This is a genomic window from Methylobacterium sp. BI1 (assembly GCF_056680125.1).
In genome coordinates this window covers 1,611,588-1,635,554 of sequence record NZ_CM155267.1, presented here as the reverse complement: position 1 = coordinate 1,635,554, position 23,967 = coordinate 1,611,588, and the positions used below count along the sequence as shown (strand labels likewise).

Annotated in this window: 24 protein-coding genes; 8 read left to right on the top strand and 16 right to left on the bottom strand. The window is 70.9% G+C overall.

All coding sequences use genetic code 11. The features are described from left to right. Window positions 1-33 precede the first annotated feature (33 nt). From AC1MGR_RS07710 to AC1MGR_RS07690, 5 genes are all read left to right on the top strand, one after another. Window positions 34-348 carry a hypothetical protein gene (locus tag AC1MGR_RS07710; RefSeq protein ID WP_480234212.1) on the top strand — a complete coding sequence of 105 codons (315 nt, stop codon included), beginning with the start codon at window positions 34-36 and terminating at the stop codon, window positions 346-348. Window positions 349-836: 488 nt separating this feature from the next. Continuing rightward, window positions 837-1,484, top strand: coding sequence for a BON domain-containing protein (locus AC1MGR_RS07705; RefSeq protein WP_480234211.1), 648 nt, complete (start codon window positions 837-839; stop codon window positions 1,482-1,484). Window positions 1,485-1,977: 493 nt separating this feature from the next. Then, on the top strand, window positions 1,978-2,793 hold the full coding sequence (locus tag AC1MGR_RS07700) for a universal stress protein (RefSeq protein ID WP_480234210.1): 816 nt from the start codon (window positions 1,978-1,980) through the stop codon (window positions 2,791-2,793). After that, entirely contained in the window at window positions 2,793-3,122 is a 330-nt protein-coding gene (locus AC1MGR_RS07695; protein WP_480234209.1) for a c-type cytochrome, read from the top strand. Before AC1MGR_RS07700 ends, AC1MGR_RS07695 begins: the two co-directional genes overlap by 1 nt. 15 nt (window positions 3,123-3,137) lie before the next feature. Next, window positions 3,138-3,998: a universal stress protein gene (locus AC1MGR_RS07690; protein WP_480234208.1), complete on the top strand. Its 861-nt coding sequence runs from the start codon at window positions 3,138-3,140 to the stop codon at window positions 3,996-3,998. A 23-nt stretch (window positions 3,999-4,021) separates the two neighbouring features. Here the strand turns inward: AC1MGR_RS07690 and AC1MGR_RS07685 are convergent, their stop codons facing one another. The 3 genes from AC1MGR_RS07685 to AC1MGR_RS07675 form a co-directional block, all read right to left on the bottom strand. Then, a complete protein-coding gene (locus tag AC1MGR_RS07685; protein WP_480234207.1) occupies window positions 4,022-4,825 on the bottom strand; it encodes a universal stress protein in 804 nt (267 codons plus the stop codon). Window positions 4,826-4,909: 84 nt separating this feature from the next. Further along, window positions 4,910-6,256 (bottom strand): NRAMP family divalent metal transporter, encoded by a 1,347-nt coding sequence (locus tag AC1MGR_RS07680; protein ID WP_480234206.1) that lies wholly within the window; start codon window positions 6,254-6,256, stop codon window positions 4,910-4,912. A gap of 181 nt (window positions 6,257-6,437) precedes the next feature. Next, window positions 6,438-6,695: a hypothetical protein gene (locus tag AC1MGR_RS07675; RefSeq protein ID WP_480234205.1), complete on the bottom strand. Its 258-nt coding sequence runs from the start codon at window positions 6,693-6,695 to the stop codon at window positions 6,438-6,440. Between the two features lie 452 nt (window positions 6,696-7,147). On the opposite strand from AC1MGR_RS07675, the gene AC1MGR_RS07670 reads away from it, so the two are divergent. Then, on the top strand, window positions 7,148-7,948 hold the full coding sequence (locus AC1MGR_RS07670) for a universal stress protein (RefSeq protein WP_480234204.1): 801 nt from the start codon (window positions 7,148-7,150) through the stop codon (window positions 7,946-7,948). A gap of 77 nt (window positions 7,949-8,025) precedes the next feature. On the opposite strand, the gene AC1MGR_RS07665 is transcribed toward AC1MGR_RS07670, so the two are convergent. Next, window positions 8,026-8,874 (bottom strand): Crp/Fnr family transcriptional regulator, encoded by an 849-nt coding sequence (locus AC1MGR_RS07665; protein ID WP_480234203.1) that lies wholly within the window; start codon window positions 8,872-8,874, stop codon window positions 8,026-8,028. Beyond that, on the bottom strand, window positions 8,871-9,989 hold the full coding sequence (locus tag AC1MGR_RS07660; protein WP_480234202.1) for an HD-GYP domain-containing protein: 1,119 nt from the start codon (window positions 9,987-9,989) through the stop codon (window positions 8,871-8,873). Before AC1MGR_RS07660 ends, AC1MGR_RS07665 begins: the two co-directional genes overlap by 4 nt. A 208-nt stretch (window positions 9,990-10,197) precedes the next feature. On the opposite strand from AC1MGR_RS07660, the gene AC1MGR_RS07655 reads away from it, so the two are divergent. After that, entirely contained in the window at window positions 10,198-11,283 is a 1,086-nt protein-coding gene (locus AC1MGR_RS07655) for a PAS domain-containing protein (RefSeq protein WP_108040296.1), read from the top strand. 22 nt (window positions 11,284-11,305) lie between these two features. Here AC1MGR_RS07655 and AC1MGR_RS07650 read toward each other — a convergent pair whose 3' ends face one another. The 3 genes from AC1MGR_RS07650 to AC1MGR_RS07640 all read right to left on the bottom strand — a co-directional run bounded on the left by AC1MGR_RS07650 (window position 11,306) and on the right by AC1MGR_RS07640 (window position 14,808). Next, window positions 11,306-12,895: a putative bifunctional diguanylate cyclase/phosphodiesterase gene (locus tag AC1MGR_RS07650; protein ID WP_480234201.1), complete on the bottom strand. Its 1,590-nt coding sequence runs from the start codon at window positions 12,893-12,895 to the stop codon at window positions 11,306-11,308. Window positions 12,896-12,987: 92 nt separating this feature from the next. After that, on the bottom strand, window positions 12,988-13,302 hold the full coding sequence (locus AC1MGR_RS07645; RefSeq protein ID WP_480234200.1) for a hypothetical protein: 315 nt from the start codon (window positions 13,300-13,302) through the stop codon (window positions 12,988-12,990). A gap of 441 nt (window positions 13,303-13,743) precedes the next feature. Next, a complete protein-coding gene (locus tag AC1MGR_RS07640; RefSeq protein ID WP_480234199.1) occupies window positions 13,744-14,808 on the bottom strand; it encodes a GGDEF domain-containing protein in 1,065 nt (354 codons plus the stop codon). A gap of 573 nt (window positions 14,809-15,381) precedes the next feature. Here AC1MGR_RS07640 and AC1MGR_RS07635 point away from each other — a divergent pair. After that, window positions 15,382-16,122, top strand: coding sequence for a Crp/Fnr family transcriptional regulator (locus tag AC1MGR_RS07635; protein ID WP_480234198.1), 741 nt, complete (start codon window positions 15,382-15,384; stop codon window positions 16,120-16,122). An 18-nt stretch (window positions 16,123-16,140) separates the two neighbouring features. On the opposite strand, the gene AC1MGR_RS07630 is transcribed toward AC1MGR_RS07635, so the two are convergent. The 8 genes from AC1MGR_RS07630 to hemN form a co-directional block, all read right to left on the bottom strand. Then, on the bottom strand, window positions 16,141-16,944 hold the full coding sequence (locus AC1MGR_RS07630; protein ID WP_480234197.1) for a universal stress protein: 804 nt from the start codon (window positions 16,942-16,944) through the stop codon (window positions 16,141-16,143). A gap of 296 nt (window positions 16,945-17,240) precedes the next feature. After that, window positions 17,241-18,317 (bottom strand): histone deacetylase family protein, encoded by a 1,077-nt coding sequence (locus tag AC1MGR_RS07625; protein WP_480234196.1) that lies wholly within the window; start codon window positions 18,315-18,317, stop codon window positions 17,241-17,243. A 52-nt stretch (window positions 18,318-18,369) separates the two neighbouring features. Then, window positions 18,370-19,050: a helix-turn-helix domain-containing protein gene (locus AC1MGR_RS07620; protein WP_480234195.1), complete on the bottom strand. Its 681-nt coding sequence runs from the start codon at window positions 19,048-19,050 to the stop codon at window positions 18,370-18,372. A 104-nt stretch (window positions 19,051-19,154) separates the two neighbouring features. Beyond that, a complete protein-coding gene (locus AC1MGR_RS07615) occupies window positions 19,155-19,532 on the bottom strand; it encodes a response regulator (protein WP_108040261.1) in 378 nt (125 codons plus the stop codon). Window positions 19,533-19,616: 84 nt separating this feature from the next. Next, window positions 19,617-20,042 carry a CBS domain-containing protein gene (locus AC1MGR_RS07610; RefSeq protein ID WP_480234194.1) on the bottom strand — a complete coding sequence of 142 codons (426 nt, stop codon included), beginning with the start codon at window positions 20,040-20,042 and terminating at the stop codon, window positions 19,617-19,619. Between the two features lie 260 nt (window positions 20,043-20,302). Then, window positions 20,303-20,911 carry a response regulator FixJ gene (fixJ, locus tag AC1MGR_RS07605; RefSeq protein WP_480234193.1) on the bottom strand — a complete coding sequence of 203 codons (609 nt, stop codon included), beginning with the start codon at window positions 20,909-20,911 and terminating at the stop codon, window positions 20,303-20,305. After that, window positions 20,901-22,496, bottom strand: coding sequence for a sensor histidine kinase (locus AC1MGR_RS07600; RefSeq protein WP_480234192.1), 1,596 nt, complete (start codon window positions 22,494-22,496; stop codon window positions 20,901-20,903). Before AC1MGR_RS07600 ends, fixJ begins: the two co-directional genes overlap by 11 nt. A gap of 57 nt (window positions 22,497-22,553) precedes the next feature. Continuing rightward, window positions 22,554-23,906, bottom strand: a complete 1,353-nt coding sequence (hemN, locus tag AC1MGR_RS07595) for an oxygen-independent coproporphyrinogen III oxidase (RefSeq protein ID WP_480234191.1) — start codon at window positions 23,904-23,906, stop codon at window positions 22,554-22,556. Window positions 23,907-23,967 lie beyond the last annotated feature (61 nt).

The following is a 23,967-nucleotide window of genomic DNA, read 5'->3' as shown; positions in this document are numbered from 1 at the left end:
CGACGACGACCCCGTGACCCCTTGAGGGCGAACATGACCCCATTCTCCCCGGCGCCGCCCGTCAGCGATGTCCCCCCCGAGATCGCCATCGCCGAGATCGCCGTCGCCGAGAATGCCTGGATGATTCTCTGGCGCACGCTCTGGCTCGACCTTCCCCTCGCCTGGGCGCGGGAGACCGACCGCCTCCTGCAGGGATGGCTGCCGCCGTGCGAGGCCGGCGCGGGCGCGGGCGATGGACCGGCTGGCGCCTATCCACACGAACCCGCGGAGGCGGTCGCGCTCGGTCTCAGCTGCGGCGACTATTCCGAGGATGTCCTCGGATCCGGTCGGTTCGAGCCGGCGGCCTGACGCCGATCGCCCGGTCTCCCGCGTCAAGCTGGACCAATGCCGGCCGAACGCCCGTCGCGCGGTTGGCAAGGATGCAGCGACGTCGTCGACGGTCCTCCGTTACGCCAGGCGGGTGCCTGTGCGGACCCCGACCACGATCTCCGGGTCGAAGAACGCGACGCCCCATGCACCGCACCGGCTGCGCATTGATCCATCTCAAGGTGCTCGGCGAATCCCGGGTCATCATCACCTCCGCAAACAGCAGCGGGAGGCTTTGATGACGATCGTTTTGCGGTCCACGTACATCCGGTCTTTGCATGAGACGGGCGCGCCGTATCTCCGGCGTATGAGACTGTCGGCGATGGACCCGATCGTCTCGGACATCTTCCGCTTCCGGAGCATCGGCAGCCTGCAGGCGCTGAGCCTCGCGATCGCCGCCGCGATCGTCACCCCGGTCCTGCTCTGGCTGGTCCTCTGAACCCGGCGTGATGCCGAACGGGAGACGGGCGATGGACGACAGGACGCTGCGTCGACACGTGCTGGAGGAGCTGGACTTCGATCCGAAGGTCGATGCCGCCGGTATCGGCGTGGCGGTCCGGGACGGCATCGTCACGCTCTCGAGTCATGTCGGCACCTATGCCGAGAAGATCGCGGCTGAGCGGATCACCCAGCGGATCCGCGGGGTCCGGGCCGTCGTCGAGGAGATCGCGGTCCGCGACCCGGCCAACGAGAAGACGGGCGACGAGGAACTCGCCGCACGGGTCGTGAAGGTCCTGGCCTGGAACGTCCAGGTGCCGGACCAGACGATCGGGGTGAAGGTCGAGGATGGCCGCGTCACCCTCGATGGCTCCGTCCCATTCTACTATCAGAGGGCGGCCGCCCAGGCCGCCGTCGCGAAGCTCGCCGGTGTCCGGGAGGTGCTGAACCTCCTCGCCGTGACGCCGCCCGTGCGCTCGGCCGACGTCAAGGCCAAGGTGCTCGCTGCCCTGAAGCGGACGGCGCGGGACCCCGACACCATCACGGTGCGGGTGGAAGGCGACATGTTGATCCTGGACGGATGCGTCGGTCTCTGGCGCGAGCGCGCGCTGGCCGAGCGCGCGGCCTGGTCGGCACCGGGGGTCCGCGCAGTCGACGACCGCCTGAGGCTGACCTGGTGACAGCTTCGGGCCAACCGGCCCGGGACGGGGGCGAGGCCGCCTCGCGCGCCCCGTCGCGAGGCTGACGGGAGGCGCCGAATGGCTTTCGACGACCAGACGTTCTGGGGAGCGCGGGGCAGGTCCGGCCGCCCCCTGCCGCGCTGGCTGCGGGCGAGGCTGTCCCGGCGCCGGCGTGCGACCGTCGATGGGCAAGGGCACGGCGCGCCGCGGGCTCCCGGGAAAGCCGAACCGGCAGAGCCGCAGCCGGACGCGCCGACGGAGCGCCCGATGACCGTCGAGGCCCTGCTCCGGGTCGTCCAGTCGGTGGCCGATGACGGGTTCGGTCCCGGTCCGGTCCCCTTGGACGAACGCCTGCGCGCCTAGGAATCGCGGGGCGGAGGGCTCCCAGTCCCGTCCCGGTCCCGATGCGACGCCCTTGCGATGGATCAAGGACCGGGCGGCGGTCCCGGCCCACGATGTCCCATCCGGTCCGTCCAGCCCATGGGAGGCAGAGATGAAGATTTCGAACGTGATGGTGTCGCTGGACCGCGGCGCGGCGGCCGCGGATCGGGTCCAGCTGTCCGCGCGGCTCGCCGAGCGCTTCGACGCCACCCTGACCGGAGTCGCGGCGCGACAGGTGCCCGCCCTCATCGCCGTCAGCGACGTCCGCGAATCCGAGCGCATCTACGAGATCGAGGACCGGCATGCCCGGGAAGAGCTTGCCGAGGCCCGGGCTGTGTTCCTGCGCGAGGCCGAGCGCGGCATCCGCACGGCCTGGCGGGCCGCGCTCGCCGAACCCACGGCCTATCTCGTGGCGCAGGCGCGGGCCGCCGACGTGATCGTGGTGGGGCGCCACGGGCCGGCCGACGGCGATCCCGGTCTGATGGGCGTCTCGGCGGGCGCCCTCCTGATGGAGGTCGGGCGCCCGGTCCTCGTCGTGCCGCCGGGCATCGAGCGCCTGACGGCGAAACGGATCGTGGTGGCCTGGCAGGACACGCGGGAGTCCCGCCGGGCGGTGCAGGACGCCCTGCCGTTCCTCAGCAGGGCCGAGGCCGTCCAGGTCGTGGTGGTGGGGCCGGGCGCCCACGAGGAGGGCGCCGAGGACGTGGCCGTTTACCTCTCCGGGCACGGGGCCGCCGTCACCACCCATCTGCTTCCGAGCCCCGGCGCCGAGGCCGCGGAGGTGTTCCTCCAGTTCGCGCGGCGCGAGGGCGCCGACCTCATCGTGATGGGCGCTTACGGGCATACGCGGGTGCGTGAATGGATCTTCGGCGGGGCCACCCGCGACATCCTGCAGGCGACCGCGCTCTGTTGCCTGATGAGCCACTGATGCGCCGGACAGCCACCGCCACAGCCACCCTCGTGCTGGCCGTCCTCGCGCTCAGCGGCCCCGCCACCGCCTGGGACCGGGCGGTGCAGCGGGGCACCACCCTCGCGCGCACCCAATGCGCCCGCTGCCATGCGGTCGGGCGCACCGGCGCGAGCCCGCTCCGCGTCGCACCGCCCTTCCGCGAGCTCCACACCCGCTACCCCGTCGAGAATCTCGGCGAGGCCCTGACGGAAGGCATCCGCACGGGTCACCCGAGCATGCCCGAGTTCCGCTTCGATCCGGACGAAGCCGAGGCCCTGATCGCCTACCTGAAGTCCCTGGAGCGCTGACGAGGAGGACGTCCCATGTTCCTGCGCTGCCTCCTCGTGCCGACGGCGCCCGGCATCGATGCCACGCCGCGCCTCGACGCCGCGCTCCGCCTCGGCCGGCGCCTGCACGCCCATATCGGCGTCGCCTTCCTGGCCCCCGGTCCGGAGCACGTCCTGGCCGGTCTCGCGAGCCTTGTGCCCGTCGACGACACGACGATCGAGGCCATCGCGCAGGGCGTGCGCGAGTCCGCCGCGGACGGGAAGGCGGCCCTGCGGGCCTGGTGCACCCGGCACGGCGTCGCCTACATGCCGACTGGCGAGCGCCTCGACGCCACCTTCGCGACCTGGACGGAGCTGTCCGGCGAGGTCGAGCCTCTCCTCACGCGCCTCGGCCGGATCAACGACCTCGTCGTGGTCGACCGACCCGACCCGACCCGGCCCTTCACCGGGCGCGCCCTCGACACGGCCCTGTTCTCCGTCGGACGGCCGACCCTGATGATCGGGGAGCCGGTGGCCTACGATCCCCTGTACCACGTGGTGGTGGCGTGGAACGGCAGCCTGGAGGCGACGCGCCTGATCGGCCAGTCCATCACCCTCCTGCGCGAGGCCACGCGCGTCACCGTCCTCCACGTCCGCACCGAGCGTTTCGCCGAGTCCGAGGCGGCGGACCTCGCCGGCTATCTGCGCTGGCACGGCGCGGTGGCGGAGACCGCGACCCTGCCGGCCCAGGCGGAGATCCCGGTCGGCGCGGTGAACCTGGCGGAGGCCGAGGCCCGGGACGCCTCCATGCTTGCGCTGGGCGCCTATACCCACAGCCGGGTGCGGGAGTTCCTGCTGGGCGGCGTCACCCGCCACGTCATCGCGAACGCCCGGATGCCCGTTCTCCTCGCCCACTGATCCGGCCCCGCGGGACGGCCCCGTCAGTGGCTCATCAGGCAGCAGACCGGACAACCGGCGAGGAGGTCGCGCGTGACCCCGCCGAAGACCCACTCGCTCAGGCGGCCGTGACCGTAGCCGCCGGCCACGATCAGGTCGGCGGCATCCTCGCAGGCGGCGTCGATGAGGGCTTCGGCGGTGGTGGCGCCGTCGGCCTCCCGGCGGACGGCATGGACCGGGACGTCGTGCGCCTCGAGCAGGCCGACGATGTCCCGGGTCTCGGCGCCGCCGTCCGGGACGGTCAGCAGCGAGACGTGGGACGCGCGCGCGAGGAAGGGCAGAGCGTCGCGGACCGCCCGGTGCGCCTCGCGCGTGGACTTCCACGCCACGGCCACCCGCCGCGCCTCGCACCGGTCGATTCCCGGCGGAACCACCAGCAGCGGGATGCCGAGCCGCAACAGCGCGTCGCCCGGATCGACGGCGAGCCTTGAGACCCCGGCTTCGCCCCGTCCGACGATCGCCAGGTCGGCGGCGGGCGCCTGGCGGGCCAGGAACTCCACCGGGATGTCGAGGCTCGAGCGCCATTCGATGCGGCTCCGTCCGGCGCTCTCCGCGTCGAAGGTCGCGTGCGCGGTCCGCAGGTCGTCGAGGACGGCCTCCTCGGCGGAGGCGAGGCAGTAGGCGCCCCCGAGGGTCGGACCGATGGGCGCCGCCGCGTAGGCGGGCATCTCGGCCGCCACCCCGATGAGGCGGGCGCCGAACGCGTCGGCGAGGTGCCCGGCGAGGCGGATGCGGGCGCGGGCGGAGTCACCGAGGTCGACCGAGACCATGAGGCTGGCAAAGGACATGGGGATCTCCTGTTCGGCGATGGGTCGTGACAGGTCGGGGTTCGGGCCGGGCCGATGTGGCGTCTCCTCGTTCGGGGCCTCCCCTCAGGCGGAGCGCAGCGGAGGGATCGCGGTGAGCAGCATGGCGGCGACCGCGAGCAGCATGCAGGCGGTCGCCAGCCATCCGAGCCACCGGAGCGGGCCCCGCACCGCGAAGGCGCCCATGACGTCGCAGCGGGACGCGGCCAGCATCATCACCGCCATGATCGGCACCGCGATGATCCCGTTGACGACGGCGCTCCAGTACAGGGCGCGGATCGGATCGACGGCGCCGAGGCTGATGATCATGCCGACGAGGGTGGCGAGGGCCACCGTGCCGTAGAAGGCGCGGGCCTCCAGCAGGCGCCGGCCGAATCCCACCGGCCAGCGACGCGCCTCGCCGACGGCGTAGGCCGCCGAGCCGGCCAGGACCGGCACCGCCAGAAGCCCGGTGCCGATGATCCCGAGGGCGAAGATCGTGGCGGAGAACGGGCCCGCCAGGGGGCGCAGGGCCTCGGCCGCCTGGGCCGAGGTCTGGATGTCGGTGACGCCGTGCGGGTGCAGCACCGCGGCGGTCGTCACCATGATCGCCAGTGCGACGAGGTTGGAGAAGGCCATGCCCACGAGGGTGTCGACCTCGATCCGGTGCAGGGCCCGCGGACCCTGGCCGGGGGCGTGCAGCAGGTCGCGCCGCCGCGGAAAGGCGTGCAGGTCCTCGGCCTCCTCCGCCGCCTGCCAGAAGAACAGGTACGGGCTGATCGTGGTGCCGAAGATCGCCACCAGGGTCGTCAGGCTCGCCCCGCTGCCGTCGAGGCGCGGCACGGCCATCGCCCAGGCGAGTTCCTCCCAGGACACATGGGCGAAGACGACCACGCCGAGATAGGCGAACAGGCTCAGGGTCAGCCATTTCAGGACGGCGACGTAGCGGGTGTATTGCAGCACCAATTGCATGAGCACGCAGGCCCCCGAGAACAGGACGACGTAGAGCCAGCGCGGACCCGGCAGCAGCAGGTTCAGGGCGTCCGCCATGGCCCCCAGATCGGCGCCCAGATTCAGGATGTTGGCGACGAGCAGGAGCAGGACCACGCCCTGGAGCAGGCCGTTCGGGTAGTGCTGGCGCAGGACGCCGGCGATGCCGTGGCCCGTGGTACGCCCGATCCGCGCCGAGACCATCTGCACGGCGACCATCAGGGGCAGGCTGTAGAGCATGGTCCAGCACAGGCCGTAGCCGAGCTGCGCCCCGGCCTGCCCGTAGGTGGCGATGCCGCTGGGGTCGTCGTCGGAGGCGCCAGTGATCAGGCCGGGCCCGAGCACCCGGAGCAGGCGGGGCTTCGAGGGGCCGACGGCGGCGCTCAGGCCCTCCGGATCGTCGGGCTCGACAGGCTGGAGCAGGGCCGGCGTGAAGGCGTTCACCGGTCTGGCCTCGCGTCGGACGGCCTCGCGCGCGCGGCGCCCGCATGGCTCGCGAGGGCCACCCAGGGAACGTCCCGGTCCGCCCCGAGACCCGCGGGCAGAACCGGAGGCATGCCGTCCCGGCCTTCGATTCCGAGGCCGGTGGTCGCCCATGGGCACCGCTGCGGATGCTGGGGATCCATCAGATCATCGACCATGACGTCGCTCGCGCGCTCGAACCCGCCCGGCCGCGGGCCTCCTGCACAGCGGTGGCTTCGCAGGCATCCGCACGTAGGCGCCAGTCGACGATGGCGTTGGCCTCGCAGAACAGGGCTTGCCCGGCGCTGAGGGCCGCAGGGGCCGAGTCTGCCGGGACGAGGGCCTGGTGCTGCAGCGTGCGCCGCTCGTGGCCCGTGTCGTTGCAGACCACCTTGTGAAAGGTGACCAGGAACATCCTCATCGGATCGCCTCCGTTCCCCGATGACGCGACGCGCGCTCATCGCCCGACGGAGGGGCCGCCGTCCCATCCGTAGAGCCTTCGATTGCGCCCGAAACCGGCGGGATGCCTTGATCTGCCGCAATGCCCGGCCCGGGGGTGCGATGACGCGATCGCGCTTCCGGGGGCACCCGATCGGGCCGCCGGCGTCGCATAGGCTCCCGAGGACGGTCTTCGACCTCGCGCTCCGGTTCGGCTCGGGGTGGTCCGGAACGCTGCGCGGGTCGGCGCCGGCGCGCTTGAGACAGATCAAGGCCGAAGGGCGCCGCCGGCCGCACCATGCCGGCCTCTCGTGGTCGAGCCCAGGAGCGGGTCCCATGTCCGATTCAGGTTTCCCCGCAGGTGCCCATGCAGGTGCTGTCCAGGCAGGTGCTGCCCAGGCAAGTGTCGCCCATGCCGGTGCCTATGCCAGTCTGATGGTCGCGGTCGATGACGGGCGCCACGCGGCCGCACGGGTCCGACTGGCGGCGGACCTCGCCCATCGCTTCGGCGCACGCCTGATCGGTGCCGCCGGCTGCCTGCCGGAATACCCGCAGGGGTTCGGGGAGACCATCGTGCCCGCCGGCATGGCGATCGAGGAGATCCGGCAGGCCGCCCTTGACCGGCTCGCGGGGGCCGAGCGGGTATTTCGGCAGACGTCCTGCCTGAACGACCGGATCGAATGGCGTTCGGATCTCACTGCGCCGATCGCCTTCCTCGAGCGGCAATCCCGCGCCGCCGACCTCGTCGTGGTCGGGCGTCAGGCGGAGGACACGGGCGTATCGCCCGGCATGGCGGTCTCCGTCGGTGACGTGCTGATGGGCCTCGGTCGCCCGGTCCTGGTTGTCCCGCCGGGACTCGAGCACCTCGCCGCCCGCCGGATCGTCGTCGGCTGGAAGAACACGCTCCAGACCCGCCGAGCGCTCTCGGATGCCCTGCCCCTGCTCCGGCGCGCGGAAGCCGTCCGGGTGGTGCGGGTGGCCGAGACCGGCGACCGTGCGGAGATCGAGGACGTCGCCGCCTACCTGGCGCTTCACGACGTTCCGGCGACGACGCAGGTCATGGCGCCCGCCGGCTGGTCCGTGGCCGAAACCCTGGAGGGCGCCGCCGGAGCCTTCGGGGCCGATCTGATCGTGACCGGAGCCTACGGCTACAGCCGCCTGCGCGAGTGGTTCTTCGGCGGGGTCACCCATGATCTGCTGGCGCGCGCGACCGTCTGCTGCCTGCTCTCCCACTGATCCCGGGGCGGCCCCTGTCCGGCCTGGGTTTCGCCGCCCAGCCCCCCGGGACTGCCGGACCCATCCGGGGGTCGGCTTCAGGTGGCGAGGTGCAGCGGGACCTTAGTGCAGGAGACCGGCCCGTCGAGGCCGAGATAGCCGCCATCGAAAGTGGCGAACGCGCGCAGTCGCGCGAGGTCGGGGATTTCGACCCGGCCGCGGGACAGACGTGCGAGCCCGGCCTCGCGCAGGGTGCGCAAGGTGCGGTTCAGGTGGACAGTGGACAGACCGACCGCGTCGGCGAGGGCCGCTTGCCCGATCTCGAGGCGATACGCGCCGCACTCGGCCAACCCCACCGTTTGCAGACAGGCCTGCAATTCGCAGAACAGGTGAGCGGTTCGCTGCGGGGCCGGCATGGTGGCGGTGACGAGCCATTCCCGGGCCCGGGCGAGCTCGTTCAGGGTCATCCACCAGAGGGCACGGTTGATGTTCGGCCGCTGCCGGGTCAGCACGGTCAGGGCCTCGATCGGAATCTCCGCGACCGCGCATCGGCTTAGGGTCCGGATGTTCCAGTCCGAGGCCCTCGGTGGCATCTCCGGCAGCCGGCACAGGTCCCCCGGCAGGACGAACGACGCGATCCGCCGCGAGCGACCGTCCAGGATCCGGTACCGGCACATCACGCCCTGGGCGAGAACGAGCACGGTGCTCCGCCCCGGTTCGGCCGAGAGATCCTGCCGGGCGGACACGACGCGATGATGGGCCACGATCGCGCCGATGGCCGCGCGATCCGTTGCATCGGTGTGTCCGCTATGTTCGAGCTTCGTCAGAAAGGGACCGTTCACGTCGCAGCTTTCGCGGGTTTCGAGTGTCCGGGGCGGTCGGCCGCCCCGGGATTGCTGCCGGCCCGGCGCCGGTGTGGCCGGGCAGAGGATGGGTGCGCAGATCACGCCGCAGCGGAGCGCTTCGACCGTCCGGGCTGCCCCTGCCCCGAGGCCGTCGCCAGGGGTCCGAAGGCCCGGACCAGATCCATGTCGACCTTGCCGGCCATGCCGGCGAGGATCCTGTAGGCCTCGCCGGGGTCGAGGGGCGCCTTGTAGGGGCGGTGTTCGATCAACGCTCCGAAAATGTCGCAGACGGTGACGAGGCGGACGAGATCCGGGATGTCCGGCCCTTCGAGGCCGTCGGGATAGCCCGATCCGTCGAGGGCCTCGTGATGGGAGCGGACCACGGCGAGCATGATGTCGGGAAAGCCGCCCTGCTTCCGCAGCATGGCGTGTCCCAAGGCGGGGTGGGTGCGCATCACGGCCTGCTCGGCCGCATCGAGGCGCCCCGGCTTGTTCAGGATTGCGTGGGGAATCTGCGCCTTGCCGAGGTCGTGCAGCAGGGCCGCCTCGGTGAGGGCGCGGCAATCGGCCAGCTTCAGGCCGAGCTGGCGCCCGAATCCGGCCGCCAGACCGGCCACGAGCAGGCAGTGTTGGTGCGTCGCGTCGTCGAAGCGCCAGACGACGTCGAGCCAGCCCCGGATGTCGGCCTGGTCGAGGGCGCCGAGGACGAGGGTGGCGCCCTCCGTGAGCAGCGCCGGGTTCGGCGCCTGACCCGCCCGTCCGAGATCGAAGAGGCGCGTCAGGGATGTCGCCGCCGCCGCGGCGGCCGTCGCGACCGCCGGTTCGATCGCCGGCGTCGGGGTCGGTTTCGGCACCGGGACGACCTCCGCCAGGAGTGCGGCGATCCGTTCGAAGGGATCGCAGGCCGAGATCACCCGGCTGGCGCCGAGGGCATGCGCCTGGGCGTGGGCGCGCGGCGATTCCTCGTGCAGGATGCAGAGATAGGGCCGGTCGCCGGCGCCGAACTGCTTCAGGTAGCGGCGGACCGAGGCCACCTCGACCGAATTCGTGAGCGGCACGTCGCTGATCAACGCCGCCACGGAGTTCGGATCGATCGACGTCAGTGCCAAGTCGGGATCAAGCACATCGACCACGATGATCTGCCAGCGACCGAAGCTGAGGTCGTTCAGTTTTTGACCTCGCGTCGGCGAATTGGTCAGCAGGACAACGGATCTCACGAATTCCTCGTCATTCACGAAATCGATTGCTTGAAACTTAGGCGTCTGCTCTCAAAAAGTGATGAAAGGGCACGCAGAAACGCCGACGTATGGACCCGATCCGGCGGCATTTCGTGACCGGTATTGGCCTTTTGTCGAATGGTTATCCGGCTATATGCAAGATATCATGGCTTTTGGAGGCCGTTCCAGGGCCGGCGTGGACAAACCGATGCCAACCCGTTCGTTGATGCGCAACAACGCTGTCGCCGGGCAGAGCGGCTTTCGCGGCATGTCTTCGCGCCACTTCCTGAAGATGATCGAGGATGCGGGCGAGGTCGGTTTCTGGTCGGCGGATCTGCGCAAGGACAAGCTCGACGCCTCGATCGGCCTCTATCGTATCCTCGGACTCGATCCCGCGACCCCGTTCACCTTCGGCTTCGGCCTCGACATGATTCACCCGGAGGACCGGGCGGTGCACGGTGACCAGATCGCGGTGCTGCGGACCGGTCAGCCGATCAGCCGGGAATTCCGCATCATCCGGCCGGACCGGACGCAGCGCTGGATCCACCATCGCGCCGAGGTGCTCCTCGGGCCCCAGGGCGAGCCCCATCAAGGCCTCGGCGTGGTCTTCGACGTCACGGCGCGCCACGACACCCAGAAGGCCGTGGAGCAGCGCTTCGACCGCTACAACGCGCTGATCACGGCGACGGCGGCGGTGGTGTGGATCGTCAGTCCCGACGGGGAAGCGTTGGAGATGCCCCTCTGGCAGACCCTGACCGGCCAGAGCCACGCCGCCATGCAGGGACAGGGCTGGCTCGACGCCATTCACCCGGAGGACCGCGAGCGCACGGCCGCCGCCTGGCGCACCGCGGTCTCGCACGTGGCGCCCTACAACACCGACTTCCGGATTCTCTGCGCGGACGGCGTCTTCCGCTGGTTCAACTCGCGGGGCGTTCCGGTGCTGAACCGGGACGGCTCGATCCGGGAATGGGTCGGCGTCTGCCTCACGGTGCCGGGGCAGAATCGCTTCGGCGCCCCGCGGGCGCCGGACAAGCCGGCCGAGACCGGACAGGGCGCGACTCCGATGATCACGCCGGCCCAGATCCGGGGGGCGAGGGGCATGATCGGCATGTCGAAGGACGAACTGGCCCGCCGCTCCCAGGTCTCCGTCTCGACGATCATGCGGCTGGAGGATACGGACTCCGGCGTCCGGCCGCGATCGGAGACGCTGCAGGCCGTCCGGCGCGTCCTGGAGCAGGCCGGGGTCGAGTTCACCTTCGAGCCGGGCGCCAAGCCCGGTCTCCGGGAGGCCTGAGGCGGGCCGCGCCCCCTTGTCCTCAGGCGGCCTGGGTCTGGCTCGGGATCGCGAACTCCGCCGGGTCGCAGGCGGGGTTCGCGATCACGCGATCGATCTCCTCCTTCGGCATCGGCTTGCCGAACAGGTAGCCCTGGCCGAACGCGCAGCCCTGGTCCGAGAGCCAGCTGGAGCTGTCCTCCGTCTCGATCCCCTCCGCTGTGGTGACGAGGCCGAGGCTGGCGCCGAGCTTAATGATGGCGTCGACCAGCTTGGCGCGCTCGGCGCTCATCGTGACGCTGTCGACGTAGCTGCGGTCGATCTTCAGCTTGTCAAACTTCAGTTCCCGCAGGTGGTACAGGCTCGAATAACCAGTCCCGAAATCGTCGAGGGCGACCCGGACACCGAGATTCTGCAGCGAGGTCAGGGTTCTGCGGGTTCCGTCCAGATCCTGGATCAGGGCCGATTCCGTGATCTCGACTTCCAGCCGGTGCGGCGGAAACCCGGTCTCGGTCAGGATCGCCAGGATGCGCTCGGCCATCCAGGCGTCCAGGAACTGCTGCGGGGCGATGTTCACCGCCAGGGTCAGCGCGGCGGGCCATTCCCGGGCGTCGAGGCAGGCGCGGCGGATCAGGCTGTAGCAGAGATCCGAGATCGAACCGGTCTCCTCCGCCACCGTGATGAACTCCGACGGCGCCAGCAGGCCCCGGATCGGGTGGCGCCAGCGCGCCAGAACCTCGACGCCGATCAGCTTACGGCCGGGCAAGGACACGACGGGCTGGTAGAAAGGCTCGATCTCGCCGTTCTCGATGGCGGCCCGCAGTTCCGTCTCGAGCTGCGCCCGGGCCCTCAGCTCCTCGTCCATGGCACTCTTGAAGACCCGCACGACGCCGCGGCCGTCCTTCTTGCCCTGGTACATGGCGAGGTCGGCGGCGTGCAAAACGGCATCCGCATCGGCGAGCTCGCCCGTGACGAAGGCGATGCCCACCGTGGCGCCGACCTTGAGCTCGTTGCCGTTCCACAGGACCGGCGCCGAGATGCTGGCGATCACCCGTTCGGCGAGGCGGAGCAGGCCTTCGCTCCCGCCCTCCAGCCGGAGCAGCATGGCGAACTCGTCGCCGCCCATGCGGGCGGCCATGCCTTGGCGCGGCAGGAACGCGCGCAGCCGGTCGGCAACGGCGCAGAGGACGGCATTGCCGGCCGCATGCCCGTAGAGGTCGTTCACCGGCTTGAAGCGGTCGAGGTCGATGAGGAGCACGGCCGCCGGGGTGCCCGGCTCGTTCGCCGCCTGCCAGCATCCGAGGGTTTCGAGGAACAGCCGGCGGTTGGCGAGTCCCGTGAGGGCATCGTGGCGGGCGACCTGCTCGGCCTGGAGCGCCGCGGTATCGCGCTCGGCCATGGTCCGCCGCAGGATGATCGATTTCCGCACGAAGGCCCCGATCAGCGCCGCCCCCATGAAGGTCGCCAGCATCAGGAATTCGAGCAGATTGTACGCCAGGACGAAGTTCGTCAGCGTGTCGAACAGGCCGAGGGACACGCAGATGGTCCAGAAGCTCGTCCCGATCGAGAGGAGGCACAGGCTCTCGTAGAACTCCCCCTGCCCCCAGGAATGCCGAGCCGCGGTCTTCGTCATGGTCTCTCTCGCGATGGAGGGTGCGGGTGTGGGAGCGGCGCGCCGGACACCGCCTGGGTCGGGCCTGTCGGGGCGGGTGGACCGCGCGGCCCCTAGGACAGGGTGCGGTTCTGCCCGAACAGCCCGTCGATCGTGGCGATCAGATCCTTCGTGCAGACGATCAGGTTCGCCACCGCGTTGCGCGTGCGGAGGGCGTCGGGATCCTGCTCGGGCTCATCGAGGAAGATCTCGTCGATCGCCCGCTGCAGCAGCACGAGGAGATGGTCGAGCGAAGCCGAGAGCGCCTCCATCTGGACGCGGCGCGACCCGAGATCCACACCGGCCGCGAAGTCGGTCTCCAGCTGCATCTTGAGGCGATGCAGACCGTCCGACGCCGTGATCGGCGGAAATGAGAGGATCTGAGCCATTGTCGCTTCACTATGCGGTCGGGTTGCCGGGAGGATACTGAGGCCGGTTTGGGAGACACGGCTGGTCGACGCTTTGGGGTGTCGTGGCGGGCCAGCTTTCATCGCATCGGCGCAGTACCGTCGCGATCGACCTCTGGGCATCGGGACGACTGTGCTCGACGAAGGTTCGCCACTATCCGCCCCGATGATCTTGCGCGATACCGCCAATGATGCCCCGGGTTTAACTTCCTGAAACCTGTCAAGCTTGCGATCTCAGGCCGGCTTTACATGACTTATCTATTCCATTTGCCGTCCTAACGGAGTCTGAATTCGACGCCCGAAACGAGGGCATACAGTCGACTTGTTTGGGATGAAAAGGAACGAATTCAGGATCGACGGTCGTCTCGGCGGTAAAATGCCAGTAAACCGATCAATTCACAGCCCGGGCGCATCCCCCCGGTGTCAAAGGGCGCCGTCCGCGAGGCAGACCCGGTTCCGCCCGCCGCGCTTGGCTTGGTAGAGCGCCTTGTCGGTCCGCTCGACCAGGACCGCGCCGCCGTCGCGAGGGTCGTGCTGGGCCACCCCGATCGAGCAGGTCAGTTGCCCGCAATCCTCGCCGGAACTGCGTCGGATCAGGCGCCGCTGGGCGAGGCGGTCGCGGATCTGCTCGGCCACCGCGGCGGCGGCGGTCCGGTCGGCCCCGTCGAGGAGGATGGCGAATTCCTCCCCGCCGTAGCGGGCCACGAGGTCCCGCCCCTTCACGTTGTCGGAGAGGATTTTGGCCACGAACCGCAGCACGAGATCGCCGGTCTGGTGGCCATAATCGTCGTTGAAGCGCTTGAAGTGGTCGATGTCGACGAGGAGCAGCGAGAAGCCGCTCGCCGGTTCGCTGCGGGCCTGCTTCACCGCGCGGCGCAGGCGCAGGTCGAAGACCCGGCGGTTGGCGATGCCGGTCAGCGGATCGAGGGTCGCCTCGTGGCGGGCCTCCGTCAGGGTCCGGCGCAGCTCCGCGATCCGCGCGGACGCCGCGGAGAGTTGCTGCTCCAGGGTGCGATTGCGCGCCGTCGCGCTCGCCGTCTCGGCCGCCAGCACCGTCGCCGCCTGCATCAGGCTCTCCAGGGAGGCATGGCCCTCCAGGCATCCCGCCCAATGGGCGAGGGTCTGGCCGTAGCTCTGCAGCGCCGTGCGGCTTCCGTCGACCTGTTCGCAGATGGTATTGGCCACGCCCGCGAGCGCCGCCGCCTCGCCATCCACGGCGTCCGCATGCCGGGTCGCGGCATCGGTGCCAAAATGCTCGCCCCAGAGGGCCTGGAGGAGCGCCCCGGACCATGTCCTGCCGCTCTGCTCGTAGGTGTTCAGCAGCGCACTCAGGTCCGGGATCGATTCCGAATAATGGTGGAAGAGAACCTCGTAGTTCTGAGGTAGCAGAGGCAGGCCGTGCTCCTGCAATGCGGCCCAGGCCCGCTCACCGGGATTGGGGTCCGAGGCGAGATCGACGAACGTGTTCGATTCCGTCACCTGCAACATGGTTGGATCGCGCGCTCCGGCGTGTACGCTAGCTTCGGTCTATCGGTGGGCTCCGGTGTCCCATCCCATGGTCCGCCGCCCGCGTGCGCATGGGTGCCACGATCGCGGGCGGCCAGAACCGGCACGACGCGCGGTGCCGATACCTCCACCGGCCATCGCCCATTTCCGAAGACGTCCATGCGTTGAACCCTTCACCGGACAACCGCATCCTTATTTATGCCGGCGCCCATTAAGGTCGCATGGAAAGACCGCCCGAGGATTACGGTCGAAACGTTTTTCAACGATCAGAATTCGATCATTCACCGAAGCATTTCTTCGCCCGCGCGTCTCCGTGCGACGAATTCCGTCACGGCGAAGCAACGGAGCCTGTGCGCCGCGCAGCCGGCAGCCTGGATGCTCGGCGGGTCCTTGGCCTTACGGGCGGAAACACAGCCCGAGCCTTCCGCAGAACTTCCGACCTCCCGAAGTTTCGGTGCCTTGCGGTGAATCAATGCCTCCGAGCCTTCGACCGCCATGCTGGCCGGGGCAGGTGACCTGCGGGATGGGCCCGCGCCTGCGGCCCGGGGAGACGACATGCTGGCGGATCTGGACGTATGCGAACGGCCGGCGCCGGCCTGGCATCACAGGCGGTCGGAGAACGGCTGCGGCGATTGCAAGGTTCGCCTAATCAGCGTCTGCTCCGTCCTGGCGCTCCCCGAGTTGGAAGCCCTGGAGGCGCTGAGCCAGCACCTCGTGCTCGACAAGGGCCAGACCCTGTTCGGGCAGGGCGAGCGCGCCGGTTCGGTCTTCAACGTCATCGCGGGAACGCTGCGCCTGACGCGCCTCCTCCCGGACGGACGCCGCCAGGTCATGGGATTCGCCATTCCGGGCGACTTCCTGGGCCTGGCCCTGGAAGAGCGCTCCTCCGTCTCGGCCGAGGCCCTGACGCCGGTCACCACCTGTCGCTTCGATCGGCACGACTTCACCGCCGTGGTGGAGGCCAAGCCGCACCTGCTGCGGAGCCTGCATGCGCGCGCCGGCTACGAACTCTCCCTGGCCCAGGACCAGATGCTGCTCCTCGGCCGACGGACCGCCGAGGAGAAGGTCGCGGCGTTCCTCCTCGGCCTGCGCGACCGCTACGCCCGGATCGGACAGACCTCCGTCACGCTGGAGTTGCCGATGGGCCGCCAGGACATGGGCGACTATCTCGGCCTCACCATGGAAACCGTCAGCCGCATGCTGACCCGCCTGGATCGCGCCCACGTCATCCTTCTGGTTCCGGGGGGCGTGCGCCTCACCGATCCGAACCGTCTGGCGCAGCTGGCCGCGAACTGAGTTTCGCCCGACCGCCTCTCAATGGCTCATCAGGCAACAGAGTGGGGAGGCCCGCAGCATCGCCCGCGTCGTCCCGCCGAACAGAAGCTCCCGCAGGCGGGACCGGCCATACCCGCCCATGACCACGAGGTCCGCCTCCGCGCGGCGGGCAAAGCGCAGGAGTTCGTCGGGAGCCTCCGCGGCCGGCGCGTTCAGGAGGTGGGTGGTGACGGGGCTGCCGTGCCGGGCGAGGAGCTCGGAGACGTCCTCCGCCCCCTCCCCGCGGGCGTCGCGGCCCACGGCGACGACCGACACCTGATCCGCCCGTCTGAGGAACGGAAGGGCTGCGGACACGGCTCGGCGAGCCTCCGGTGCATCCTTCCAGGCGATCACGATCCGTGCCGCCCTCAGGCCGTCGACGCCCGGGGGAACGACGAGGAGGGGTCGGCCGGCCTCCATCAGGCTCGCCCCCGGATCCACCGCCATGGCGCAGCCTTCCGGTTCGCGCCCGACGACGAGGAGGTCGGCGCCGCGGGCCCGCGCCACCAGATGCGCCGTCGCATCGGCCTCGGCGTGACGCCAGCCGGTCCGCAGCCCGTCGCCGACCCCGTCGTCGAAGACCGCACGGACCCGTGCGAGATCGTCGTCCAGCCGTCCGCGCGCCTCCTCATAGGCGACCTGCGCGGCATCGAGATCTTCTACCGGCCCCAGGCCGGGGATCTTGCGCGCCGCGACCCCGATGAGCGTGGATTCGAAGCGCCTGGCCATGTCGGCCGCGAGCCGTACCCGCCCGCCGGCCGAGCGACCGCTATCGAGGGAAACCATGATGCACGCGATGGACATGGGCGCCTCCTGGGGCAGCGCAGCTGAAGCGGTTCGGGATTTTCGGAGCGGCTTCGGCGCTCGTCCGAAGGCTCCGCAGCCACCTTCGCGGGCGCGGGCGGACGAGGCCTTGATCCAGCGCAAGATTCGATCCGGCGCGAGACGCGACCCAGGGCAGGAACGGTCCGGAAGGCCGCGCGCACGCCTCTGAGCCGGCGCACGCGGCCCCGCAGATGTCATGCAGATCGGAACCCCCGGGGGCCCCGGAGGGGATCGCCGCGACGTCCGGTCCGCAGCGCCGAAGCGCGCAGGGGCGGCTAAGCGGGCACCCGGTGCAGACCGACGCCGGCGTCGGCGGTCGAGGCGGGAATGGGCACACGAACCGGCTCCGGCGCCTCGGCCTCCGCGCATGGCGGGACCGGGACAGCCGGCATGCCCTCCATCCACTCCGGGCTTCGGACGCTTCCCCCTTCGAGCAGCGCCGTCACGTGGGCCTCCACCCCGCGCGACAGGCCGATCAGGTCGTAGCCCCCCTCCAGCACGGAGACGAGGCGACCGCCGCAGACCTGGTCGGCGACGGCGAGAAGCTGTTCCGTCACCCAGCCGAAATCGCGCTCCGTCAACGCGAGGTCGGCCATCGGGTCGCGCCAATGGGCGTCGAAACCGGCCGAGATCAGGATGAGGTCCGGTCGGAAGGCCGTGAGGCGCGGCAGGATCGCCCGGCGGAAGGCGTCGCGGAAGACGGGACCATCGGCACCGGCGGGCAGCGGCACGTTGACGATGTTGCCGTGCGCACCGCGCTCGGAGGCCGCGCCCGTCCCGGGATAGCAGGGCCACTGGTGCGTCGAGCAGAACAGGATCTCCGGATCGTTCCAGACGATCGCCTGCGTTCCGTCCCCGTGATGCGCATCCCAGTCGACGATCGCGACCCGGCCGGCGCCGTGCACCGCCTGCGCGTGCCGCGCCGCGACCGCGACGTTGTTGAAGAAGCAGAATCCGGCGGCGCGCGCGGGGCCGGCATGGTGCCCCGGCGGACGTAGCGCCGAGAAGGCATTGCGGACTGCTCCAGCCATCACCTCGTCGACGGCCCTGACGGCGCCGCCCGCGCTGTGCAGGGCCGCCACCAGCGTGTCCGTCGCCACATGGGTGTCGTCGTCCACCGGCGCGAGCGTGCCGCGCCGCAGCCCGTCGAGGGTCGCGACGACGTAGGCCTCGTCGTGGGCGCGCAGGAGCGCCTCCACCGCGACGCTGGGGGCCTGCTCGCGGATCAGGCCGGCGAACCGCTCCTGCTCCAGGCAGCTCTCGATGACACGGATCCGGTCGGCACGCTCGGGATGCGCCGGAGGGGCAAGATGCGCGAGGGCCGCCAGATGGGTGAGGTGTAGGGTCGTCATCACGGCTCCCTGCGGATAGGCGCCCCGGAACGGAAACTGGACCCGCCGCCGCTCAGCTCGCGAGGTGGCGGAGCGCGGCGGCGTTGCGAAGGACCACCGCGCGGCGGTTCGGCGGAAGCTCGATCAGGCCCTCCCGCTCCAGCTGGGTCACGGCGCGCGAGACGCTCTCGACGGTCAGGCCGAGATGGTCGGCGATGTCGGTCCGCGACATCGGCAGGTCCACCGGGGTACCCCGGCTGCCCATCCGCTGGGACAGGCCGAGCAGGAAGCTCGCGATGCGCTCCTTGGCGGACTTGCGGCCGAGCAGGAGCATGTGGTCCTGCGCCCGCTCCAGGTCCCGCATCATGCCGGCCACGACCTCCCGGGCCAGGGCGCCGTCGTCGCCGGTCAGCGCCCGGCGCTCCCGCCGATGGACGAGGAGCCGGGTCTCCACCACGGCCTCGGCGTGGAACCGGTGCTCCTCGCCGGCTTCGAGCCCGAAGATGTCGCCCGGCAGGTGGAAGTCGTCGATCTGCCGGCGTCCGTCGGAGAGCAGCTTGTAGGTCCGCACGACACCGGAGACGATCTTGTAGAAGGTCGTCGCCCGGTCGCCCTCGGCGAAGATCTCCTCGTCGGCGCCGAAGGTGCGGCGCATGGCGTGCCCAGCATCGTGCGCCGGCGCGGGCACGATGGGATCGACCCGATGGGGAAAGACGACGGGCGCAAGGCCGGTGGATGCGAGAACGGTCTGCATGGGAACCTCCGGACATCGGATCGTGGCTCCATGACTAGGCTCGCGGGGGACGCTGCGAAATTCCGGGGCTTCTCTTAAGGGGTTCTACGGAGGCGCCGGCCGGTTCATTGCGATGCCGCGAGGGCCTCGTGGATCCCATCGAGGAGCGCGCCGTCCTCGAACGGCTTGTCGACGATGCGGTGGAAGCCGGCCGCCCTGGCCCGGCGCTGCAGGTCGTTCGTGGAGCGGCCCGTGATCAGGATCGCGGGCAGGTCGACGGCGCGGTCCCGTAGCCGTCCGACGAGCTGGACGCCGTCCATGCCGGGCATCCAGTAATCCACCACCAGGCAGCCGTTCGCCGGCAGGGCGGCGTCGCCGAGGAGGTCGGCGCCATCCGCGTAGAGCCGGACGGCGTAGCCTTCGAGTTCGAGGATGAATTTGAGGGAGTGCCGGACCGCCTCGTCGTCGTCAACGACGAGCACCGGTCCCGTCTGCTTCGGCATGGTCGTGCCCGTCCTGTCTCGCGCGCATCTAGGGGCGCATCTCCGCGTCGCGCCTTGATCTGCCGCATGGGGCGGCGCGACTGTTCAGCCGAGGACGGGGATGGCGGGAGCCTGGCGCGGCAGGTGCGCCGGACAGGGCACGGGCGGGATGTCGCGCAGCGAGAGCATACCGATGACGGCCTCGCCGCGCGTCACCGGCAGGTGGCGAAACCCGCCGGCGCGCATGAGGCTCAGCGCCTCCGCCACGGAGGCCTCCGCCGCGACGGTCCGGGGATCGCGGGTCATCACCTCGCGGACCAGCGTCAGCATCGGGTCGTGATGCCGGGCGATGACGCGAATGCTCACGTCGCGTTCGCTGAAGACGCCGATCAGCACCCCGCCGTCCAGCACCGCCAGGGCGCCGACGCCGCCATCGCGGAGCCGGTGGCAGGCGGCCGCGACCGTGAAGCCGCCACCGATGCTGAGGAGGGGGCGGCTGCCCAGGAGGTCCGCCACGCAGAGTGATCGCATAACCAGGCTCCCCACCGTCGATGGCCCGAGCGAGAGGGTTCGCCGGCGCCCTGCCTGTCTGACGCGAACGCGAGCCCTGCGCCCTGATCTGGATCAAGGCAGCGCGTCCCGGCCCATCCTTCACGGCCTGCCCTCCCCCGACCCAGACGCGCCATGACCGCGCCGTCCCCGACGTCCGACGCCTCGCCTGCGATCATGGCTGACGAGGCCCTGCGCCTGACCCCGCCCGACGCCCGGCACCGGGCTGGCCCGACCGGGCCTCAGCTGCGCTCCGTCAGCAGGGTCATGCGGACCAGCTCCGAGAGGCTGCCCGCCTCGAGCTTGTCCATGACGTTGGCGCGGTAGATCTCCACCGTCCGGGGGCTGATGCCGAGATCGAGGGCGATGATCTTGTTGGCCTTGCCCGCCACCAGCCCCTCCAGCACCTGACGCTCGCGCTCGGACAGGGCGGCCATCCGGGTCCGGATGAGGCTGCGCCGGGCGACGACGTCGGCGTCCTGCTCCGCCTGGCTCAGGGCGGAGCGGATGCTGGCCAGCAGGATCTCGTCGTCGAAGGGCTTCTCGATGAAGTCGACGGCGCCCGCCTTCATGGCCGCGACGGCCAGGGGCACGTCGGCGTGACCCGTCATGACGATGACGGGCACCCGGATTCCCCGCTGCTTCAGGCGGCGCAGGAACTCGATGCCGTCCACCTCGGGCATGCGCACGTCGGTGAGGATGCAGCCGGACGGATCGGCCACCGCGGCCAGGAAGGCGACCGCCGATTCGTGCACGCGCACGGCCAGCCCGTCGGTGGCGAGCAGGAAGGCGAGCGACTGGCGCACCGCCGGGTCGTCGTCGACGACGTGCACGGGACCGTCATTCGACATGGCCGAGCTCTCTCCTGTCGAAGGTCGGAAGGGTGAAGCGGAAGATCGTTCCGCCCGCGGGGCCGGACTCGACCCGGATGCGGCCGCCGTGGGCCTCGACGATCGTGCGGCAGATCGAGAGGCCGACCCCCATCCCGTTCGGTTTGGTGGTGACGAAGGGCTGGAACAGCCGTGCGGCCACCTCCGGCGCGAGGCCGGTGCCGGTATCGGCCACGCTGACCTCGACGAGGCCCTCGGCGGCCAGGGCCCTTGTGGCGATGACGAGGTCCCGCCGGGGACGCTCGTGCATCGCCTCGATGGCGTTCCGCATCAGATTCAGGAGGACCTGCTGCACCTGGATCCGGTCGGCCAGCACCAGGGGCGCGTCGGGATCGAGGTCGAAGCGGACCCGCACGCTCTTCTCCTTGGCGCCCACGAGAGCGAGGGCGCTCGCCTCCTCGATGAGCTTCGGCAGGCCCTCGATATGGCGCTCGCCCTCCCCGCGGGCCACGAAGTCGCGCAGGTGGCGGATCACCTGCCCGGCCCGCAGCGCCTGCTCGGCGGCCTGGTTGACCGCATCGGACAGCATCGGCACCTCGGCGCCCTCCATCCGTCCGAGGATGCGGCGGCAGCCCTTCAGGTAGCTGGCGATGGCGGTGAGGGGCTGGTTGATCTCGTGGGCGAGGGTCGAGGCCATCTCGCCCAGGGCGGTGAAGCGGGACATGTGCACGAGCTCGGATTGCAGCTCCTGCAGCCGCGCCTCCGTCCGCTGCCGCTCGGTGAGGTCGCGGATGAACCCGGTGAAGTAGCGCTCGCCCCCGGAGCGCATCTCGCCGACGGCAAGCTCCATCGGGAAGGTCGAACCGTCCTTGCGCTGCCCGACCACCACGCGGCCGATCCCGATGATGCGGCGTTCCCCGGTGGTCAGGTAGCGGGCCATGTAGCCGTCGTGCTGGGTCCGGTAGGGCTCCGGCATCAGCAGGCTGACGTTGCTGCCGACGACGTCCTCGGGCGCGTAGCCGAACTGCCGCACGGCGGTGGTGCTGAAGGACCGGATGCGGGCCTGCTCGTCGATGACGATCATCGCGTCCGGCACCGTCTCGAGGATCGAGCGGAGGTGCGCCTCGCGGGCCCGGAGGGCTTCCTCGACGCCGCCGTGCTCGGACAGGGAGCGGATGAGCAGGCTGTAGGCGACGACCGCCCCGCCCCCGTCCGACTGCGCGACGAGGGTCGCGTGCGCGCGGTACGGCGTGCCCCAGCCGTCGAGGCGCAGGCCCTCGGCCTCGTACCGTCCGCCGGCCCGGGCCGCGGCGAGGTCCCGCTCGGGAGCGCCGGCCGCCCGATCCTCGGCGGTGTAGAGGACGGAGACGGGCCGGCCGAGGCGGTCGGCCTCCGGGCAGCTGGCCGCCTGTCCCGGACCGGGGTACCAGCTCGTGATCGCGCCGGCCGGGTCCAGGGTGACCAGCACGACCTCGGTGGCGGGGCCGGGCGGCAGCGCTTCGGCCGATCTGGGGCCCGCGCTCGGTGCCATCCCGGCCCGGGTGTCCTCGCCGACCCGGGCGTCCTCGTTCACACCAGCCTCCGTCCGCGTGGCATCGGCCCGCATGGTATCCCAGCGGGCAGGCGCGGTCCAAGGGACTGGCCGGCTCGGGGGCGGGAGCGCTCAGGCGGCCCGGCTGTGCACGGCGCCGGAGGTGCCGAGATGCGCGTCGAAGGCCGCGGCGACGGTCCGCACGAAGGTCCTGGCCCCGTCTGTGACCGTCAGGACGGCACCGTCCCGGTGGATCAGGCCGTCCTCCGCGAGATCCCGCAGCCGCGGGATCGAGGCGAGGAAGGCCTCGGGATCCCGCCTGTGCCGGCGGCAGATCGCGTCGACATCGACGGAGAAGTCGCACATCACGCGCTCGATCAGTTCGGCCCGGAGGCGGTCGCCGGCCGTGAGGGCATAGCCCCGCAGGACGGGCAGCGCGCCCTGCGCCACCCGCTCCCCGTAGACGCGCAGCGCCGGTTCGTTCTGGACGTAGCCCTGGGGCAGCCGGCCGATGGCCGAGGCGCCGAAGCCGATCAGCGCGTCGGCCACATCGGTGGTGTAGCCCTGGAAGTTCCGGCGCAACCGCCCGGATGCCTGCGCGAGCGCGAGGGGGTCGTCCGGCAGGGCATGATGGTCGAGACCGATCCGCCGGTAGCCGGCCTGCGCCAGCGTCGCGGCGATCGCCTCGGCCTGGTCCCGGCGGGCGGCGCCGTCCGGCAGCGTACCCGCGTCGATGTGGCGTTGGTGCTTTTTGAAGGCGGGCACGTGGGCGTAGCCGAAGACCGCCAGGCGGTCGGGACGCAGGTCCAGGCAGCGGTGCACCGTGTCGATGCAGGATTCCACGGTCTGGTGCGGCAGGCCGTAGATCAGGTCGAGGGCGATCCGCCCGATCCCCGCCGCCCGCAGGTCCGCGACCGCCGCATGGGTGATGGCATAGTCCTGGTGCCGCCGGATCGCCGCCTGCACCGTCGGATCGAAGCTCTGGACGCCGAGGCTCGCTCGCGTGACGCCGGCCGCCCCGAGTGCGCGCGACATTGCGGGCGCCAGGGTGCGCGGATCGATCTCGATCGCGACCTCCGCGTCGGCATCGACCGCGAAGCGGTCCCGCAGCAGGGTCATCAGGTCCCCGAACGCGGCCGGCGCCATCAGGGTCGGCGTGCCGCCCCCGAAATGGATGTGGCGGACCCGGACCGACGGCGCGACGTGCTGCGCCACGTCGGCGATCTCCCGCCGCAGGGTCGCCACGTATCCGGCAATGGGGCCGGCGTGCTGGGTGATGCTGGTGTGGCAACCGCAATACCAGCACATCGCCCGGCAGAACGGCACGTGCAGGTAGAGCGAGGCCGTCGCGTCGGCGGGGAGTGCCCGAAGCCAGGCCGCATAGGTCGCGGCATCGACGGCGGGGCTGAAATGCGGGCTGGGCGGGTAGCTGGTGTAGCGCGGCAAGCGCTCGTCGCCGTAGCGCGCCATCAGATCCTCGCCCATGCGTGCTCCGCTCCCGGCATCCCGCCCCTCGGCCCCACGACGGACCGATCTTGGACCGCAG

Coding starts and splice junctions, on each gene's coding strand:
- AC1MGR_RS07625 (WP_480234196.1), bottom strand. CDS start 18,317: ATGACGACCCTACACCTCACCCATCTGGCGGCCCTCGCGCATCTTGCC.
- AC1MGR_RS07635 (WP_480234198.1), top strand. CDS start 15,382: ATGCTGGCGGATCTGGACGTATGCGAACGGCCGGCGCCGGCCTGGCAT.
- AC1MGR_RS07670 (WP_480234204.1), top strand. CDS start 7,148: ATGGTCGCGGTCGATGACGGGCGCCACGCGGCCGCACGGGTCCGACTG.
- fixJ (WP_480234193.1), bottom strand. CDS start 20,911: ATGTCGAATGACGGTCCCGTGCACGTCGTCGACGACGACCCGGCGGTG.
- AC1MGR_RS07655 (WP_108040296.1), top strand. CDS start 10,198: ATGCCAACCCGTTCGTTGATGCGCAACAACGCTGTCGCCGGGCAGAGC.
- AC1MGR_RS07645 (WP_480234200.1), bottom strand. CDS start 13,302: ATGGCTCAGATCCTCTCATTTCCGCCGATCACGGCGTCGGACGGTCTG.
- AC1MGR_RS07700 (WP_480234210.1), top strand. CDS start 1,978: ATGAAGATTTCGAACGTGATGGTGTCGCTGGACCGCGGCGCGGCGGCC.
- hemN (WP_480234191.1), bottom strand. CDS start 23,906: ATGGGCGAGGATCTGATGGCGCGCTACGGCGACGAGCGCTTGCCGCGC.
- AC1MGR_RS07705 (WP_480234211.1), top strand. CDS start 837: ATGGACGACAGGACGCTGCGTCGACACGTGCTGGAGGAGCTGGACTTC.
- AC1MGR_RS07695 (WP_480234209.1), top strand. CDS start 2,793: ATGCGCCGGACAGCCACCGCCACAGCCACCCTCGTGCTGGCCGTCCTC.
- AC1MGR_RS07685 (WP_480234207.1), bottom strand. CDS start 4,825: ATGTCCTTTGCCAGCCTCATGGTCTCGGTCGACCTCGGTGACTCCGCC.
- AC1MGR_RS07610 (WP_480234194.1), bottom strand. CDS start 20,042: ATGCGATCACTCTGCGTGGCGGACCTCCTGGGCAGCCGCCCCCTCCTC.
- AC1MGR_RS07675 (WP_480234205.1), bottom strand. CDS start 6,695: ATGAGGATGTTCCTGGTCACCTTTCACAAGGTGGTCTGCAACGACACG.
- AC1MGR_RS07615 (WP_108040261.1), bottom strand. CDS start 19,532: ATGCCGAAGCAGACGGGACCGGTGCTCGTCGTTGACGACGACGAGGCG.
- AC1MGR_RS07630 (WP_480234197.1), bottom strand. CDS start 16,944: ATGTCCATCGCGTGCATCATGGTTTCCCTCGATAGCGGTCGCTCGGCC.
- AC1MGR_RS07710 (WP_480234212.1), top strand. CDS start 34: ATGACCCCATTCTCCCCGGCGCCGCCCGTCAGCGATGTCCCCCCCGAG.
- AC1MGR_RS07690 (WP_480234208.1), top strand. CDS start 3,138: ATGTTCCTGCGCTGCCTCCTCGTGCCGACGGCGCCCGGCATCGATGCC.
- AC1MGR_RS07600 (WP_480234192.1), bottom strand. CDS start 22,496: ATGCGGGCCGATGCCACGCGGACGGAGGCTGGTGTGAACGAGGACGCC.
- AC1MGR_RS07650 (WP_480234201.1), bottom strand. CDS start 12,895: ATGACGAAGACCGCGGCTCGGCATTCCTGGGGGCAGGGGGAGTTCTAC.
- AC1MGR_RS07620 (WP_480234195.1), bottom strand. CDS start 19,050: ATGCAGACCGTTCTCGCATCCACCGGCCTTGCGCCCGTCGTCTTTCCC.
- AC1MGR_RS07640 (WP_480234199.1), bottom strand. CDS start 14,808: ATGTTGCAGGTGACGGAATCGAACACGTTCGTCGATCTCGCCTCGGAC.